Source organism: Solicola agrisoli, from assembly GCF_049059935.1.
In the GTDB taxonomy this organism is placed as follows: domain Bacteria; phylum Actinomycetota; class Actinomycetes; order Propionibacteriales; family Nocardioidaceae; genus JAURVT01.
The window spans coordinates 92,175-107,494 of the sequence record NZ_JBMGQR010000003.1 but is presented as its reverse complement, the minus strand read 5'-3'; the positions used below and the strand labels follow the sequence as shown (position 1 = coordinate 107,494).

13 protein-coding genes are annotated in these 15,320 nt (G+C 74.2%); 10 read left to right on the top strand and 3 right to left on the bottom strand.

The window, feature by feature from the left end:
* Positions 1-73: 73 nt before the first annotated feature.
* Positions 74-574, top strand: coding sequence for a CBS domain-containing protein (locus tag ACI6PP_RS02365; RefSeq protein WP_421108746.1), 501 nt, complete (start codon positions 74-76; stop codon positions 572-574).
* Here ACI6PP_RS02365 and ACI6PP_RS02360 read toward each other — a convergent pair.
* Genes ACI6PP_RS02360 through ACI6PP_RS02350 form a run of 3 tightly spaced genes read right to left on the bottom strand, consistent with a single transcriptional unit; the run spans position 546 to position 5,147 of the window.
* Positions 546-2,873 carry a transglutaminase TgpA family protein gene (locus tag ACI6PP_RS02360; protein ID WP_421108744.1) on the bottom strand — a complete coding sequence of 776 codons (2,328 nt, stop codon included), beginning with the start codon at positions 2,871-2,873 and terminating at the stop codon, positions 546-548. The genes ACI6PP_RS02365 and ACI6PP_RS02360 overlap by 29 nt on opposite strands.
* A complete protein-coding gene (locus tag ACI6PP_RS02355; protein WP_421108742.1) occupies positions 2,870-4,135 on the bottom strand; it encodes a DUF58 domain-containing protein in 1,266 nt (421 codons plus the stop codon). The genes ACI6PP_RS02360 and ACI6PP_RS02355 overlap by 4 nt, the downstream gene beginning before the upstream one ends.
* A 1-nt stretch (position 4,136) precedes the next feature.
* On the bottom strand, positions 4,137-5,147 hold the full coding sequence (locus tag ACI6PP_RS02350; RefSeq protein ID WP_421108741.1) for an AAA family ATPase: 1,011 nt from the start codon (positions 5,145-5,147) through the stop codon (positions 4,137-4,139).
* A gap of 453 nt (positions 5,148-5,600) precedes the next feature.
* Here ACI6PP_RS02350 and mraZ point away from each other — a divergent pair, with 453 nt between their 5' ends.
* The 9 genes from mraZ to murD all read left to right on the top strand — a co-directional run bounded on the left by mraZ (position 5,601) and on the right by murD (position 15,309).
* Positions 5,601-6,032 (top strand): division/cell wall cluster transcriptional repressor MraZ, encoded by a 432-nt coding sequence (gene mraZ, locus ACI6PP_RS02345; RefSeq protein ID WP_421108740.1) that lies wholly within the window; start codon positions 5,601-5,603, stop codon positions 6,030-6,032.
* A 249-nt stretch (positions 6,033-6,281) separates the two neighbouring features.
* On the top strand, positions 6,282-6,482 hold the full coding sequence (locus ACI6PP_RS02340) for a hypothetical protein (protein ID WP_421108738.1): 201 nt from the start codon (positions 6,282-6,284) through the stop codon (positions 6,480-6,482).
* A 5-nt stretch (positions 6,483-6,487) separates the two neighbouring features.
* On the top strand, positions 6,488-7,438 hold the full coding sequence (gene rsmH / locus ACI6PP_RS02335) for a 16S rRNA (cytosine(1402)-N(4))-methyltransferase RsmH (RefSeq protein ID WP_421108736.1): 951 nt from the start codon (positions 6,488-6,490) through the stop codon (positions 7,436-7,438).
* Entirely contained in the window at positions 7,435-7,938 is a 504-nt protein-coding gene (gene ftsL, locus ACI6PP_RS02330) for a cell division protein FtsL (RefSeq protein WP_421108734.1), read from the top strand. The genes rsmH and ftsL overlap by 4 nt, the downstream gene beginning before the upstream one ends.
* Positions 7,935-9,707 carry a peptidoglycan D,D-transpeptidase FtsI family protein gene (locus ACI6PP_RS02325; protein ID WP_421108732.1) on the top strand — a complete coding sequence of 591 codons (1,773 nt, stop codon included), beginning with the start codon at positions 7,935-7,937 and terminating at the stop codon, positions 9,705-9,707. Before ftsL ends, ACI6PP_RS02325 begins: the two co-directional genes overlap by 4 nt.
* A gap of 58 nt (positions 9,708-9,765) precedes the next feature.
* The gene (locus ACI6PP_RS02320) at positions 9,766-11,298 is read left to right on the top strand and encodes a UDP-N-acetylmuramoyl-L-alanyl-D-glutamate--2,6-diaminopimelate ligase (RefSeq protein WP_421108730.1); all 1,533 of its coding nucleotides are present in this window, start codon (positions 9,766-9,768) and stop codon (positions 11,296-11,298) included.
* Positions 11,295-12,770 (top strand): UDP-N-acetylmuramoyl-tripeptide--D-alanyl-D-alanine ligase, encoded by a 1,476-nt coding sequence (locus ACI6PP_RS02315; RefSeq protein ID WP_421108728.1) that lies wholly within the window; start codon positions 11,295-11,297, stop codon positions 12,768-12,770. The genes ACI6PP_RS02320 and ACI6PP_RS02315 overlap by 4 nt, the downstream gene beginning before the upstream one ends.
* Positions 12,767-13,831, top strand: a complete 1,065-nt coding sequence (gene mraY / locus ACI6PP_RS02310) for a phospho-N-acetylmuramoyl-pentapeptide-transferase (RefSeq protein ID WP_421108726.1) — start codon at positions 12,767-12,769, stop codon at positions 13,829-13,831. Before ACI6PP_RS02315 ends, mraY begins: the two co-directional genes overlap by 4 nt.
* Entirely contained in the window at positions 13,828-15,309 is a 1,482-nt protein-coding gene (murD, locus tag ACI6PP_RS02305) for a UDP-N-acetylmuramoyl-L-alanine--D-glutamate ligase (protein ID WP_421108724.1), read from the top strand. The genes mraY and murD overlap by 4 nt, the downstream gene beginning before the upstream one ends.
* Positions 15,310-15,320 lie beyond the last annotated feature (11 nt).

Here is a 15,320-nt window from a genome sequence, read left to right as displayed (position 1 = left end):
CACCAGCCCGACCCGCACCGTCACGGTGCGGGTCGTCCTGCGTCCGGGCACCGTAGGCGGGGAGAATGGGTCCATGGCACCTGCTGGTCGGTCACGGTCCCGGGAGGACGACCGTCCGTCCCCCGACGGCGCCGTGCCCGACCGCCGGACCGTCGGCGAGGCGATGCTGACCGGGCCCGCCACCCACGGGCCCGACGTCACGGTCGAGGCGGCGTGGACGGCGCTCGCCGACCCCCACCGACACCTGCTCCTGCTCGTGTCAGGCCACCGGCTCGTCGGCACCCTCGACCGCGGCGACCTCGAGGCCGCCGGCTCCCCGTCCGAGCCGGCGCTGCGCCACGCCACGCTGGTCGACCGGACCGTCGGCGTCCACGAGCCGCTCGCCGTGGTGCACGCCGAGATGGTGGTGCGGGGTCAGCGTCGACGCGCGGTGGTGGACGCCGAGGGCCGGCTGCTCGGGCTCCTGTGCCTCAAGTCCAGCGGCTCGGGGTTCTGCTCGGACGACGGCGTCGCCGCCCGCCGGTGGGAGCGGCTGGGCTCACCGGTCAGGGCGTGTCCTGCTCGCGAAGGCTGAGCAGGCGACCGCCGGGACGACGGGTCGGGCGACCCGTGCCGGCGGTGAGGCCGCGGGACCAGGCGGTGGGGATCCAGCGCGCGCGCCAACGGGCCCAGCGTGACCGGCCCGTGCCGAGCGCCTCGGTGACCGTGCGGACGTCGGGACGCAGGTCGTCGCCGTCGTACCGCTCGGCGTAGCGGGCCCGCTCCACGCCGGCGACCACCCGGTCGAGCGCCTCGCGGGGCTCGCGGTCGGCGCCGGTGAGGTGGTGCCCGAGTGCACGGCCGACGTTGCGGGGCGTCAGCGCCGGGTCCCAGGCGACACCGAGGTCGCGGACCGCGTCCTGCAGCTCGCGCCAGGACGCCTCGGCGCGGTCGGCCGGCGTGGTCGCACGGCTCCAGCGACGTCGACGGACGAGCGCGCCGAGCAGGAACGGCAGCGAGCCCAGCAGCACGAGGCCGAGCAGGCCGAGCGCGGTGCCGCGGGCGATCGTGCCCCACGGTCCGCCGCCCGAGGTCGCGCCGGAGTCGGCGAACTGGCCGGCGGTCTCGCGGGTGTTCTGCGACGTCGGAGCCGCGGTGGGGGCCGACTCGGTCAGCGTCTCGGTGGGCGCGGTCTCGGTGGGCTGCGCGCTGAAGTCGGGGGCGCCGTAGCCGCTGCCGCCGGGCGTGGGCTCGAAGCGCACCCAGCCGACGTTCTCGAAGTACAGCTCGGGCCAGGCGTGCATGTCGGTGCCGCGGAAGACGTACTGGTCGCCGTCCTCCTCCGGCCGCAGCATGCCCACCGCGACGCGGGCGGGGATGCCCTCGGCGCGGGCCATGACGGCCATCGCGCCGGCGAACTGCTCGCAGTAGCCGATCCGGTCGTCGGAGACGAAGCGCGCCAGAGTCTCGTACGTCGATCCCGCCCGCGGGCGCACGTCGTACTCGAACCCGCCCTCGGAGCGGAACCACCGCTGCAGCGCCATGGCCTTGTCGAAGTCGGTGTCCTCGCCGGCGGTGACCTGCTCGGCGCGGTCGATCAGCACCCGGGGCGTCTCGCTGGGCAGCTCGGTCATGCTCTCGAGGGTCGAGCCGGGATCGGGTGCGTTGCGCATCTCGCGGGCCGAGGGCTCGGGCACCTCGGCGGAGAAGGAGTAGCGGAAGTCCGTCTGCGCACCGCGCCCCCCGTTGACGGCCACGTCGCCGGCGCGCCGGTTGTACCGCCACGAGCCGTCGACGTCGACGGTGGTGGGCGCGTAGAGCACCGGCAGCCACTTCGTGGCGAGGCGGTCGGTGACCTCGACCTCGTAGCTGCCCGTGGTGGTGGGCACGTCGGCCGACTGCCCGTCGGCGGTCGGCAGCACCCCGTTGACGCTCGTGAGGTCCTCGGTGCTGCGGCGGCCCGGTGACCAGCCGTCCTCGTCGAACTGGTTGAGCGCCGCCATGCGCAGGTACTCCGGTGCGTCGCCCGTGGACGTCATCCGCACCAGCACGTCGTTGCTCTGGTTGCCGAGGTTGCGCTTGAGGTCCTGGGTGGGGTCGTCGACGTTGACCGTGCCGCCACCGGCACCGTCGCCGCCGGTGCCGCCCGTGCCGAAGTAGGTGGGCGACAGCGTCGGGACGAGCAGCGGCACCACGACGGCGCACACGATGGCGCCGAACCCGGCCTTCTGGCCCACCGAGCTCATGCCCGCACCGCGGCCGGAGCCCTGCTCCTCGCGGCCGATGTCGTCGAGCTCGCGGCCCCACTGGGTGGCCTCGTCGCGCTGGGCGGCGACCAGCAGGAACACGTAGCCCAGGGCTCCGGGGACGAACGCGAGCAGCCCGACGTCGCCGCTCAGCACCGACACCGGTGCCATGTAGATGCCGAGGAACAGCAGGCCGACCAGCGGCGCGCGTCGCAGGCCGGAGACGATCACGTCGGCCAGGAGGGCGACGCCGCCGATGGCCCACGCGATCGAGCTCTCGAACGCCGCGAGCCGCGGCACGGGTGCGGGGTAGGCCTGGGAGTGCGCCGCCGTCGACTCGAACATCAGCTGCCACGTGCGGAGCACCTCGCCGTTGGGCAGGAACCCCAGGGTGGCGTCGGACCGCGCGAAGGTGACGGTGCCCCACAGCACGAGCACCACCACCTGGGCCAGCGCGACCACGGGCCAGGGCAGGCGGACGAGGCGCAGCACCACGCCGACCGCGACGACGAGCGCCGCGGCGAGGCCACCGACGACCAGGAACCGCTGCGACTGGCTCAGCGGGCCGAGCGCCACGGCGGCGCCGATGACCGCGACCCAGGTCCACAGGGACAGGCGCACGACCGGCCAGGTGCGGACGTCGTTCATCGAGCCACCCCCGCGACGCGCTCGGAGACCGACGACGCCGCGCGCCAGACCTCGCCCGGGTGCGAGCCGGGGCTCGCCACGGCGACCGTCCAGCCGGCGCGACGCAGGGCGTCGCGCTGCTCGGCGTTGGACGGGTGGCGCGGCGTGCCCGACCACGCGTCGACGTCGCAGAGCAGGGCGACCCGCCGCGTGCGGCTGCCCGTGGTCGACGACAGCTCCTCGAGGTCGGAGAGGTCGAGCGAGCCGAGCACCGCGACCACGAGGCCGGGGTCCTCGGCCAGGGCACGGACGGCCGCGCGGATGCCCGCGATGTCGGAGGCCTGCGCGGCGGCGAGCTGGTCGAGCACGAGCCCCGCGACGTCGCTGCCGCGGGCCGTGCGCTCGTGCCAGGTGACCGTGGACGGCGCGGCGCGCTCGGTGAGCAGGCGCAGGTCGTGGCCGGACGCGTCGAGGTGCACCACGACCGAGGCGGCGGCGCTGATCGCCCACTCCAGGGAGCTGTCGGGGCCGAGACGGGTGTGAGCGCCGGCGCGGGTGTCGAGCACGACGGTGGCGCGGTTCTGCCAGTTGCGCTCCTCGCGTCGCACCATCAGCTCGCCCAGGCGGGCGGTGCTGGGCCAGTGGACGCGGCGCAGGTCGTCGCCGCGGCGGTACTCACGCACGGTGACGTCCTCGGCCGACCCCGAGGAGGAGTTGCGGACGCGGGCCTCGCCGCTCTGGGTGGGGCTGGCGCCCGACGGCAGCTGGTCGAGCGGCCAGACGCGCGGCGTCACGACCAGCTCGTTGGTCGTGTGGAAGGTCCGGGTGAGGGCAATGAAGCCGAACGGGTCGCCGACGCGCACCGACAGCGGGCCGATCGGGTGGTGGCCCCGCTCGCGGGCCTCCACGGTGTACTCCAGGGTGCGGTGCCACGACGCCTTGACCTGCTCGACGGTGAACCGCAGTGGCCGCCCGAGCGACTTCGGGAGCCTCTCCTCGAACATCAGCATGCCGGCGGGCAGCCGTCCCTCGTTGACGAGGTCGAGACGCACCCGGGCCTGCGACCCCATCGCGACCCGGCCGGGCTCGACCCGGCGGGCGGCGCGCAGCTGGTAGCGGGCGCGGCCGACCCAGAACGCGGTGAGGACGGGCAGCGCGACGGCCAGCACGCCGACGCGCATCAGGGCGTCGAAGCCGAGCAGGACGGCGCAGACCGTGGTGGTGAGGCCGGCCGCGACGAACGCGCGTCCGCGGACGGTGAGCGCGAGGAGCGCGTCGCGCACGTCAGCGTCCCGTGGGCGCTCGGCCGTCGTCGGGCACCGGGACGGAGCCGACGATGGTGGCCACGACCTGCTCGGTGCTGCGGCCGCGCATCGAGGTCTCGGGCGTGACGAGCAGGCGGTGCGAGAGCACGGGCACGACGAGCCGCTGCAGGTCGTCGGGGAGCACGTACTCGCGGCGGTCGAGGGCGGCGGCGGCGCGGGCGGCCCGGACCAGCTGCAGCGTGGCGCGCGGCGACGCGCCGAGGCGCACCTCGGGGGAGCGGCGGGTGGCGGTGACGATGTCGACGGCGTACCGCCGCACCGCGGGCGAGACGAACACCTCGCGCACCAGCGCGCTCATCTCGGCGACGTCGGCGGCGGTGCAGACGGGCGTCATCTGCGCGAGCGGGTCGCCCGAGCCGTGGCCGTCGATCATCGCCAGCTCGGCCTCGACGGGCGGGTACCCCATCGAGACGCGCGCCATGAACCGGTCGCGCTGGGCCTCGGGGAGGGGGTAGGTGCCCTCCATCTCGATCGGGTTCTGGGTCGCGATGACCATGAAGGGGTCGTCGAGGCGGTACGTGGTGCCGTCGACGGTGACCTGGTGCTCCTCCATCGCCTCGAGCAGTGCGGACTGCGTCTTGGGCGAGGCACGGTTGATCTCGTCGCCGACGACGATGTTGCCGAAGACGCCGCCGGGCCGGAACTCGAACTCGCGCGTCACCTGGTTGTAGATCGAGACACCGGTGACGTCGCTCGGCAGCAGGTCGGGCGTGAACTGGATGCGTCGCACCCGTCCGTCGATGGCCCGGGCGATGGCCTTGCTGAGGATCGTCTTGCCGACGCCGGGCACGTCCTCGATGAGCAGGTGGCCGCCGGCCAGCAGCACGGTGAGGGCCGAGCGCACGACCTCGGGCTTGCCGGAGACGACGCTCTCGACGGCGGCCTGCAGGCGGTCGGCGGTGGCGGTCAGCCGCTCGAGATCACCCGACCGGTCCTCGGGCGTGCGTCGTCTCGCGCCAGTGACCGTCACGGTGTCCTCCGCCTGTGAGTCGCCCGGGGGCGTGCCGCGCTCCGGTACGGCGCGGTCTGCGTCCGATCCTCCCAGGGAAGGCAAGTCCGCACGACCCGACGAGTGGAGCGCCCGCCCTGCCTCCCCGCAGGCCTCCGGAGGGCCGGATCCGCTCCACCACGCCCCACCCGGCTCCCGGACGCCCGCCCCCGAGGCGGCCGCACGCAGCGCCGCGGCCGCGTCGGCCCGGCCACGATCGCCGCCGTTCCAGGCGAGGCACCGGGTGTGGGCACCGCCGGCGACCGCCTCGTCGTGCCCGGACGGGCCGGGGCGGGCGGGCGCGCCGACGCCCCGGAACGGCGGTGTGTCGAGGTCGGATGGGTTGCTGGGGGAGCAAAGTGGAGTACAGTGGCGGAAAGTGGAGGACGGGTCCTACCGAGTGGGGCTCACGGGGGAGAGGCAGGGACCGGTGACATGTTCGTCGGCACCTACACCCCCCGTCTGGACGACAAGGGACGCCTGTTCCTCCCGGCCAAGTTCCGCGAGCAGCTCGCGGAGGGGCTCGTGCTGACCAAGGGAGGGGAACGCTGCGTGTTCGTCTGGACGGCCCACGACTTCGGCGAGCTCACCGCCCGCATGCAGAACGCGTCCTTCACCGACAAGAAGGTGCGTGACTTCTCCCGCAGCTTCTTCGCCGGCGCCTCGGACGAGGTGCCCGACAAGCAGGGACGCGTCACCGTCCCGCCCCTGCTGCGCGAGTACGCACGGCTCGAGCGCGACTGCGTCGTCCTCGGCACCATGAACCGCCTGGAGATCTGGGACGCCGCCCGCTGGGCCGCGTACTCGGCCGACCAGGAGGAGGCCTTCTCCCAGATGTCCGAGGACGTGATGCCCGGCATCTTCTGACCGCCCGCCCCACGCGCCCAGCACGCCGCGCCCGCAGACGTCGTCCGACGAGGTCTCTCGGCCGCTCCCGACGCTCCGGCTCACCTTCCCCGGTGCCGGATCGACCGCTCTGGCTCACCTTCCCCGGTGCCAGATCGGACCGTGAGCGGCCAGGGACCTGGCCGGACGAACGTCACCCGGGCCGGCACCCAGCACCGCACCACCGCACGCAGTCCGTACACGCAGCCAGTCCACACTTGAGGGGTCGAGATGGCGGTCGTCACCGAGTCACCGACGCGCAGGCGTCCCGCGAGGGCCGCGGTCGCGCCCGAGGCCGCAACGCCGTTCGAGCGCACCGGCCGTCGCGTCCGTCAGGAGGTCGCCGACGGCGCCGCCGTCGTCGCGTTCTCCCTCGGCACCTCGGTGCTGCTCGCCGGCCTGATCGGCCTCGCCCTGCACCTGGCCGGCTGACGCACGTGCCCGACGTCCACGTGCCGGTGCTGCTCGAGCGCACCCTGGCGCTGCTCGAGCCGAGCCTGAGCCGTCCCGGTGCCGTCCTGGTGGACGCGACGCTCGGCCTCGCCGGGCACACCGAGGCGGTCCTGCAGCGGTTCGCGGACGCCACGGTGATCGGCATCGACCGCGACCCCGAGGCGATCGAGCGCTCCCGCGAGCGTCTCGCCCCGTTCGGCGACCGCGCCGTGCTCGTCCAGGCCGTGTACGACCGCATCGACGAGGTCCTCGACGACCTCGGACGCGGCGCCGTCGACGCCGTCCTGTTCGACCTCGGCGTCTCGTCCATGCAGCTCGACCGCAGCGACCGCGGGTTCGCCTACGCCCAGGACGCGCCGCTCGACATGCGGATGCACCAGGGCGAGGGCATGACCGCCGCCGACGTGCTCAACACCTACGGCGAGAAGGACCTCGTGCGCATCCTGCGCACCTACGGCGAGGAGAAGTTCGCCGCCCGCATCGCGGCGTCCGTGGTGTCGGCGCGCGACGACGAGCCGTTCGACCGCAGCGGGCGCCTGGTCGACCTGGTGCGCGACGCGACGCCGCAGGCCGCCCGGCGCACCGGCGGCAACCCCGCCAAGCGGACCTTCCAGGCGCTGCGCATCGAGGTCAACGACGAGCTGGGGGTGCTGCGTCGCGCCGTCCCGGTGTCGCTCGCGTGCGTCGGGCTCGGCGGCCGGGTCGTGTCGCTGGCCTACCACTCGCTCGAGGACCGCATCGTCAAGCGCGCGTTCACCGAGGTGACGACGTCGGTGGCCCCGCCCGACCTGCCGGTGGTGCCCCAGGAGCTAAAGCCGCGGTTCCGGCTCCTCACCCGCGGGGCCGAGGTGGCCTCGCCCGAGGAGATCACGACCAACCGTCGCGCCCAGTCGGTGCGGCTACGAGCGGTGGAGCGCACGGAGGAGGCGGCATGAGCGTCGTGAACGGCCCCGCACGGTCGCGGGCGCCCCGCACCCGCCCCGAGCCCAGGCGGCTCGGGCTCGCGCCGCTGCGGCGCAACCCCGTCCGCCGCACGCCGTTCGTGCTGACGGTGGTGCTGATCGGCGCCGCCGGGCTCGTCGGGTTGCTCGTGCTCAACACCGCCATGCAGAACCGGGCGTTCGAGCTGTCCGCGCTGCAGGAGAAGGGCGACGCGCTCGCCGTGCGCGAGGCGGCGCTGCGCGCGGAGGTCGAGGCGCTGGAGGCGCCCGAGCAGGTCGGCGGGCGCGCCGCCGGGCTCGGCATGGTGCCCAACCCGACCCCGGTGTTCCTGCAGCTCAAGGACGGCCGCGTCGTCGGCGACCCGGCCCCGGCCAAGGCCGGCACGAACTTCCCGGGCCTCGAGCCGCCCGCGCCCACCGCGTCCCAGCTGGCCGAGCAGCGCGCGGCGGAGGCCGCAGCCAAGCTCGCCGCCGCCCGCGAGGCGGCCCGATGAGCCCCCGCCGTCCCCGCGGCGAGGCCGCGCGCCTCGCCCAGGGACGCCGCACGTCGGCGCGCCGGCTGCGCTTCTGCTTCGTCGTCATCGCGATGGTGCTCTCGCTGTTCGCCGGCCGCCTGTTCCAGCTCCAGGGCATCGACTCCGGTGCGTACGCCGCCCGGGCGGTGGCCGAGGGCACCAGCACCGTGACGCTCCACGCCGACCGCGGCGAGATCACCGACCGCAACGGCGCACCGCTCGCGACGTCCGTCGACGCGGTCGCCATCACCGCCGACCCGAAGATGACGGCCTCCTCGGCCACCCGGATCGCGGAGATCCTCGTCGAGCACCTCGGCGTCGACTACTTCAGCACCGTCACCCGCCTGCGCCAGCCCAACTCCCGCTTCGCCTACCTCGCGCGCAAGGTGCCCACGTACGAGGCCGACACCGCGATGTCCGCGCTCGAGAAGGCCGGGCTCGCCGGCGTCTTCACCGAGCGCGACGCCCTGCGCACCTACCCGGGCGGCGAGCTCGCGGCGAACGTCCTCGGTCTCGTGGACGCCAAGGGCAAGGGCGTCGCAGGGCTCGAGCGCTCCTTCGACTCCCGGCTGTCGGGCAAGGACGGCAAGGCCACGTACGAGACGTCGCCGTCGGGGGAGCGCATCCCGCTCGCCGACAGCACGGTCACCGAGCCCAGGGCCGGGGTGGGCCTGCGCACGACGCTCGACCGCGACCTGCAGTGGTACTCCGACCGTCGGCTCGCCCAGGCCGTCACCGACTGCAAGTGCGACTGGGGCCTGGCGATCACGCTCGACACCCGCACCTCGCAGGTCGTGCAGATGTCGCAGGCGCCCTCCTTCGACCCCAACGACCGCACGTTCGACATGGACGACGTCGGCTCCAAGGCCTGGCAGGCCGTCTACGAGCCCGGCTCGGTGCAGAAGGTCGTCACGATGGCCGCGCTCGCCGACGCCGGCAAGATCACGCCGACCACGAAGATCAAGATCCCCTCCGAGATGGAGATCGACGACTTCACGATCGGCGACTACTGGGACCACGGCACCATCAAGCTCACGGCGGCCGGCGTCATCGCCAAGTCGTCGAACCTCGGCACGATCCTGGCCGCGCAGCAGATGAAGGACGCGGAGATGTACGACTACCTCCGCGACTTCGGCTTCGGCAGCCGGACCGACCTCGGCATGAGCGGCGAGTCCCGGGGCCTGCTGAAGAAGCCCGAGCAGTGGAGCCGCGCCAACCACGCCACGATCGCGTTCGGCCAGGGCATCTCGGTCACGGCGCTGCAGATGGTCACGGCGGTCAGCGCCATCGCCAACGGCGGCATGTACGTCGAGCCGTCGCTGGTCAACGGCTACCTGAAGGACGGCGGTGTCGAACCGGCCGGGGCACCGAAGGAGCACCGGGTGGTCTCGAAGAAGGCCGCCGACATGGTGACGCAGATGATGGAGACGGTGACCCAGAAGGACGGCTCGGCGCCGATGGCGGCCATCCCCGGCTACCGCGTCGCCGGCAAGACGGGCACCGCGTGGCGCGTCAACCCCGACACCGGTCGCTACGTCCGCGGCGAGAACACGGTCTCGTTCGCCGGCTTCGCCCCGGCCGACGACCCGCGCTTCGTCACGTACGTCGTGCTGGACAAGCCGGCCGGCGGGGGCGGCGGCGGCGTCACGGCCGGCCCGGTGTTCCGCGACATCATGTCCACCGCGCTCCAGACCTACGGCGTCGCGCCGACGGGTACGAAGGCGCCGGACACCCCGACCGAGTGGTGAGGCCCGCACTCGGTCGGGGTCGCCGGCTGGTCGGCCGGGTCCTCTAGTGTCGTCCCCGATGACCGACCCGACACCCCTCGACGACCGCCCGCAGACCACCGTCCCGGTGCGGCTCGCCGACCTCGCCGCCCTCGTGGGGGCGGACGTCGACGGCGACGGCGACACCGCCGTCACGGGCCTGACCCTGGCCTCGGCGGCCGTGCGCCCCGGCGACCTGTACGCGGCCCTCCCCGGCGCCCGCACCCACGGTGCGCGGTACGCCGCCGACGCCGTCACGTCCGGCGCCGTCGCCGTGCTCACCGACGCCGAGGGCGCCGCGGTCGGCTCCGGCCTCGGGGTTCCGCTCGTCGTGGTGGAGTCGCCGCGCCGGCACCTCGGCACGCTGGCCGCCGCCGTCTACGGCCACCCCGGCCGGCGGCTGCGCACCGTCGGCGTCACCGGCACCCAGGGCAAGACCACCACCACCCAGCTCGCCCAGTCCGCGCTGAGGGCCTGCGGCGCGGTGCCGGCCGTCGTCGGCACCCTGGGCACCCGTGTCGACGGACGCCCCGTGCGGTCGGCGCTCACCACGCCCGAGGCGCCCGCGCTGCACGCGCTGCTCGGCGTCATGGTCGAGCAGGGCGTCGACGCCGTCGCGATGGAGGTCTCCAGCCACGCGCTCGTCCAGGGCCGGGTGGACGGCGTGGTCTACGACGCCGCCGTGTTCCTCAACCTCGGACGCGACCACCTCGACTTCCACCCCACCGTCGAGGACTACTTCCAGGCCAAGGCCACCCTGTTCACCCCCGAGCACGCCGCCGTCGCCGTGATCAACGTCGACGACGAGCACGGGCGTCGCCTCGCCGCGTCCACCTCGCTGCCCGTCACCTCGATCGCCGTCGACGCCGACGCCGACTGGACCGCCCGCGACCTGCGTCCGGGTCCGACGTCCACGACCGCGCGGCTGCTGGGCCCGGACGGCGTCGACCTCGAGCTCGTCGTGCCCCTGCCCGGCGAGTTCAACGTGCTCAACGCGCTGGCCGTCGTCGCCGGGCTCGCCGCGGTGGGCTACGACCCCGCCGCCGCGGTCGCCGGCCTGGCCGCCAGCCCCGGCGTGCCGGGACGGATGGAGCGGGTCGACGCCGGTCAGGAGTTCGCCGCGTTCGTCGACTACGCACACAAGCCCGACGCGCTGTCGGCGGTGCTCCGCGCCGTCCGGCCGGTCACCACCGGCAAGGTCGTGCTGGTGATCGGCGCCGGCGGCGACCGCGACACCGGCAAGCGGCCGATCATGGGCCGCGTCGCCGCCGAGCTGGCCGACCTCGTGGTGGTCACCGACGACAACCCCCGCAGCGAGGACCCCGCCGCGATCCGCGCCGAGGTGCTGGCCGGCGCCCGCGAGGTCGCCTCCGGTGCCGAGGTGCTCGAGGGCACCGACCGGGCGTCCGCGATCGTCGCCGCCGTGCGTGCCTGCGGCCCCGGCGACTGCCTCGTCGTCGCCGGCAAGGGCGACGAGACCGGCCAGGACGTCGCCGGCGTCGTCCACCCGTTCGACGACCGCGAGGTGCTCCGCGACGCCCTGCACGAGGTGCTGGCCGGGGGAGCGCGATGATCGCGACCACGCTGGACGAGCTGGCCCGCGTCGTCGGCGGCACGGTGCACGGCGACGGCTCGGTCGTCGTCCGCGGCGCCGCCACCGTCGACTCGCGCGACGTCGAGCCCGACGGCCTGTTCGTCGCCGTCGCCGGCGAGCGGGTCGACGGCCACGACTTCGCTCCCACCGCGCTGGAGGCGGGTGCCGCCGCCACGCTCGGCTCGCGGGTCGTCGACGGCCCGTGCGTCGTCGTCGACGACGTCGAGGTCGCGCTCGGGCTGCTCGGCGCGTCCGTCGTCGACCGGCTGACCGGATGCACGGTCGTCGGCATCACCGGCTCGCAGGGCAAGACCAGCACCAAGGACCTCCTCGCCCAGCTGCTCGAGACCGCCGGCCCCACCGTGGCCACCCGCGGCAACCTCAACAACGAGCTCGGCGTGCCGCTGACGCTCACCCGCGCCGACGAGACCACCCGCTTCCTGGTGGTCGAGATGGGCGCCCGTGGCCTCGGCAACATCGCCTACCTCTGCGGCGTCGCCCACCCGTCGGTCGGCGTGGTGCTCAACGTCGGCACCGCCCACATCGGCGAGTTCGGCTCGCGCGAGGTGATCGCGCAGACCAAGGGCGAGCTCGTCGAGGCGCTGCCCGCCGACGGCACCGCGGTGATCTCGGCCGACGACGCGCTCGTCGCGGCGATGGCGTCGCGCACCCGCGCGAGCCTGCTCCGCTTCGGACGCGGTGCCGACGCCGACGTGCGCGCGTCCGACGTCGCGGTCGACGACGAGGGGCGTCCCACCTTCGTGCTCGAGCACGCAGGCGAGCGTCGGCCCGTCCGGCTGCCGCTGCTGGGCGAGCACCAGGCCGACAACGCCGCCGCCGCCGCGGCCGCCGCGCTCGCCGTCGGGCTCGACCTCGAGACGGTCGCCCGCGTGCTGGGCGGCGTCGAGTCGCGCTCCGCGTGGCGGATGGAGCGCGCGCAGCGCGACGACGGCGTGGTCGTCGTCAACGACGCCTACAACGCCAACCCCGAGTCCATGCGGTCGGCCCTGCGGACCCTGGCCACGATGGCCGAGCGCCGCCGCGGACGCGGCTGGGCCGTGGTCGGCGAGATGCGCGAGCTCGGGGCCGACGCCGACGCCGAGCACGCGGGCGTCGGACGCCTCGCCGCCGAGCTGGGGCTCGACCTCGTGGTGGTGGGCGCCGAGGCGTCCGCCGTCGCCGCCGGTGCCCGCGACGCCGGTGACGGGCGCGGCGAGGTCGTCCTCGTCCCGGACGTCGCGGCCGCCGTCGACTGGCTCGCGCCACGCCTGTCACCGGTCGACGCGGTGCTCGTCAAGGCGTCGCGCACGGTCGGCCTGGAGCGAGCCGCCTCAGGCCTGCTCGACGCGGGCGGGCATACTGCTGCGGGTGCGTCACCGGCCTCGCCGGACCTCGACGCGCCGCACGGCCCGGGCCACGACGCGCAGAACGAGGGGGGACACGACCGATGAGAGCGATCCTCCTCGGCGGTGGTTTCGGCCTCCTCGGCACTCTGCTGGGCACCCGCCTGGCCATCGGGGTCCTGGTCCGCAAGAACTACGGCCAGCTGATCCGCGACGACGGCCCGACCTCGCACCACACCAAGCGCGGCACCCCCACCATGGGTGGCCTGGTGATCATGCTCTCGGTGGTCCTCGCGTACGCGATGGCCAAGCTGATCACCCAGACGCCGCCGTCCGCGTCCGCGGTGCTGCTGCTGTTCCTGTTCTGCGGCCTGGGCTTCGTGGGGTTCCTCGACGACTACATCAAGGTCGCCAAGCAGCGCAGCCTGGGCCTTCGGTCCAAGGCCAAGCTCGCCGGCCAGGCCGCGGTGGCGCTGGTGTTCGCCGTGCTCGCGCTGCAGTTCGAGGACGGCAACGGCGTCACCCCGATGTCCACCGGCATCTCGTTCATCCGCGACCTGCGCGGCTGGGAGCTCCCGTCCGTCCTCATCGTCATCTGGGTGCTCGTGATGGTCTGGGGCACCAGCAACGGCGTCAACCTCACCGACGGCCTCGACGGCCTGGCCACCGGCGCCTCGGTCATGGTGTTCGGCGCCTACATGCTGATCAACATCTGGCAGAGCGGGCAGTCCTGCGCGCTCAACGAGGGCGCCCGCTGCTACGAGGTGCGCGACCCGCTCGACCTCGCCGTCGTCGCCGCGGCCCTCACCGGCGCCTGCTTCGGGTTCCTGTGGTGGAACACCTCGCCGGCCAAGATCTTCATGGGCGACACCGGGTCGCTGTCGCTCGGCGGGGTGATGGCCGGCTTCGCGGTGATGACGCGCACCGACCTGCTGCTGGCCGTCATCGGCGGCCTGTTCGTCATCATCACGATGTCGGTGATCCTGCAGGTCGGGTGGTTCAAGGCGACCAAGGGCAAGCGGCTGTTCCGGATGGCGCCGCTGCAGCACCACTTCGAGCTGCTCGGCTGGGCCGAGATCACGATCGTGGTCCGGTTCTGGATCATCAGCGGGCTGTGCGTCGCGCTCGGGCTGGGCATCTTCTACGCCGAGTGGGTCGTCGGGTCATGACGTCGTCGCGCGACGTCCGGGCCCTGCACCGCCGGTCGACCTGGGACGGCGTCCGCGTCGTCGTCGCCGGGTTCGGCGTCAGCGGGTTCGCCGCGGCCGACGCGCTCAACCACCTCGGGGCCACGGTCACGGTCCTCGACGAGTCCGAGCACGCGTCGATGGTCGAGAAGGCCACCATCCTGGAGATCCTCGGCGCCACCATCCGTCTCGGCCCCGGCTCCACCGCCGCGCTGCCGGCCGACGTCGACCTCGTCGTCACCTCGCCCGGCTGGCCGCCCACCGCGCCGCTGCTGACCGAGGCCGTCGCCCGCGGCGTCCCGGTCTGGGGCGAGGTCGAGCTGGCCTGGCGCCTGCGCGACGAGGACGCCGCCCCCTGGCTCGCCGTCACCGGCACGAACGGCAAGACCACCACCGTCCAGATGCTCGACGCGATGCTGCGTGCCGCCGGGCTCACCTCGGCCGCCGTCGGCAACGTCGGCACCCCGGTGATCCAGGCCGTCATGGACCCCGCCGGGTTCGACGTGCTGGCCGTCGAGCTGTCCAGCTTCCAGCTGCACTGGTCGTCCTCGATGTCGGCGCAGGCCGCGGTGGTGCTCAACCTCGCCCCCGACCACTGGGACTGGCACGGCGGCGCCGAGGGGTACCGCGCGGCCAAGGGCCGGATCTACCACCAGGCCCAGCTCGCGTGCGTCTACAACGTGCAGGACCCCGCCACCGAGGAGCTCGTGCGCGAGGCCGACGTCGTCGAGGGGTGCCGTGCGGTCGGGTTCACCCTCGGGATCCCCTCGGTCGGCATGGTGGGCGTGGTCGACGACGTGCTCGCCGACCGCGCGTTCGTCGAGGAGCGCGGCAGCAGCGCCGCCGAGCTCGGCACCGTCGCCGACATCAGCCCGGCCGCTCCCCACAACGTCGCCAACGCGCTCGCGGCGGCGTCGCTCGCCCGGGCGCACGGCGTCCCGCAGAGCGCGGTGCGCGACGGCCTGCGCGGGTTCCGTCCCGACGCCCATCGGATCGAGACCGTCGCCACCGACGGCGGCGTCATTTGGGTCGACGACTCCAAGGCCACCAACCCGCACGCGGCGCTGGCGTCGCTGCGGGCCTACGACCACGTCGTGTGGGTCGCCGGCGGGCTGGCCAAGGGCGCCACGTTCGACGACCTCGTGCTCGCGGCGAGCGAGCGGATGCGCGGCGTCGTCCTCATCGGGCGCGACCGCGACGTCATCGCCGACGCGTTGCGACGACACGCGCCGCAGGTCCCCGTCCGGACGGTCGACGCGGGCGAGGATGACCTCATGGACCGCGTCACCGACGTGGCTGCCTCGCTCGCCCACCCCGGCGACGTGGTGCTGCTGGCGCCGGGATGCGCGTCCATGGACCAGTTCGCCAGCTACGCAGCACGGGGCGACGCCTTCGCCCGGTCCGTCCTGGACCGGACCGGTGGAGCCGCCCCCGACGAGAGCAGCGACCGACCAGCCTGACCGCCGGAGCC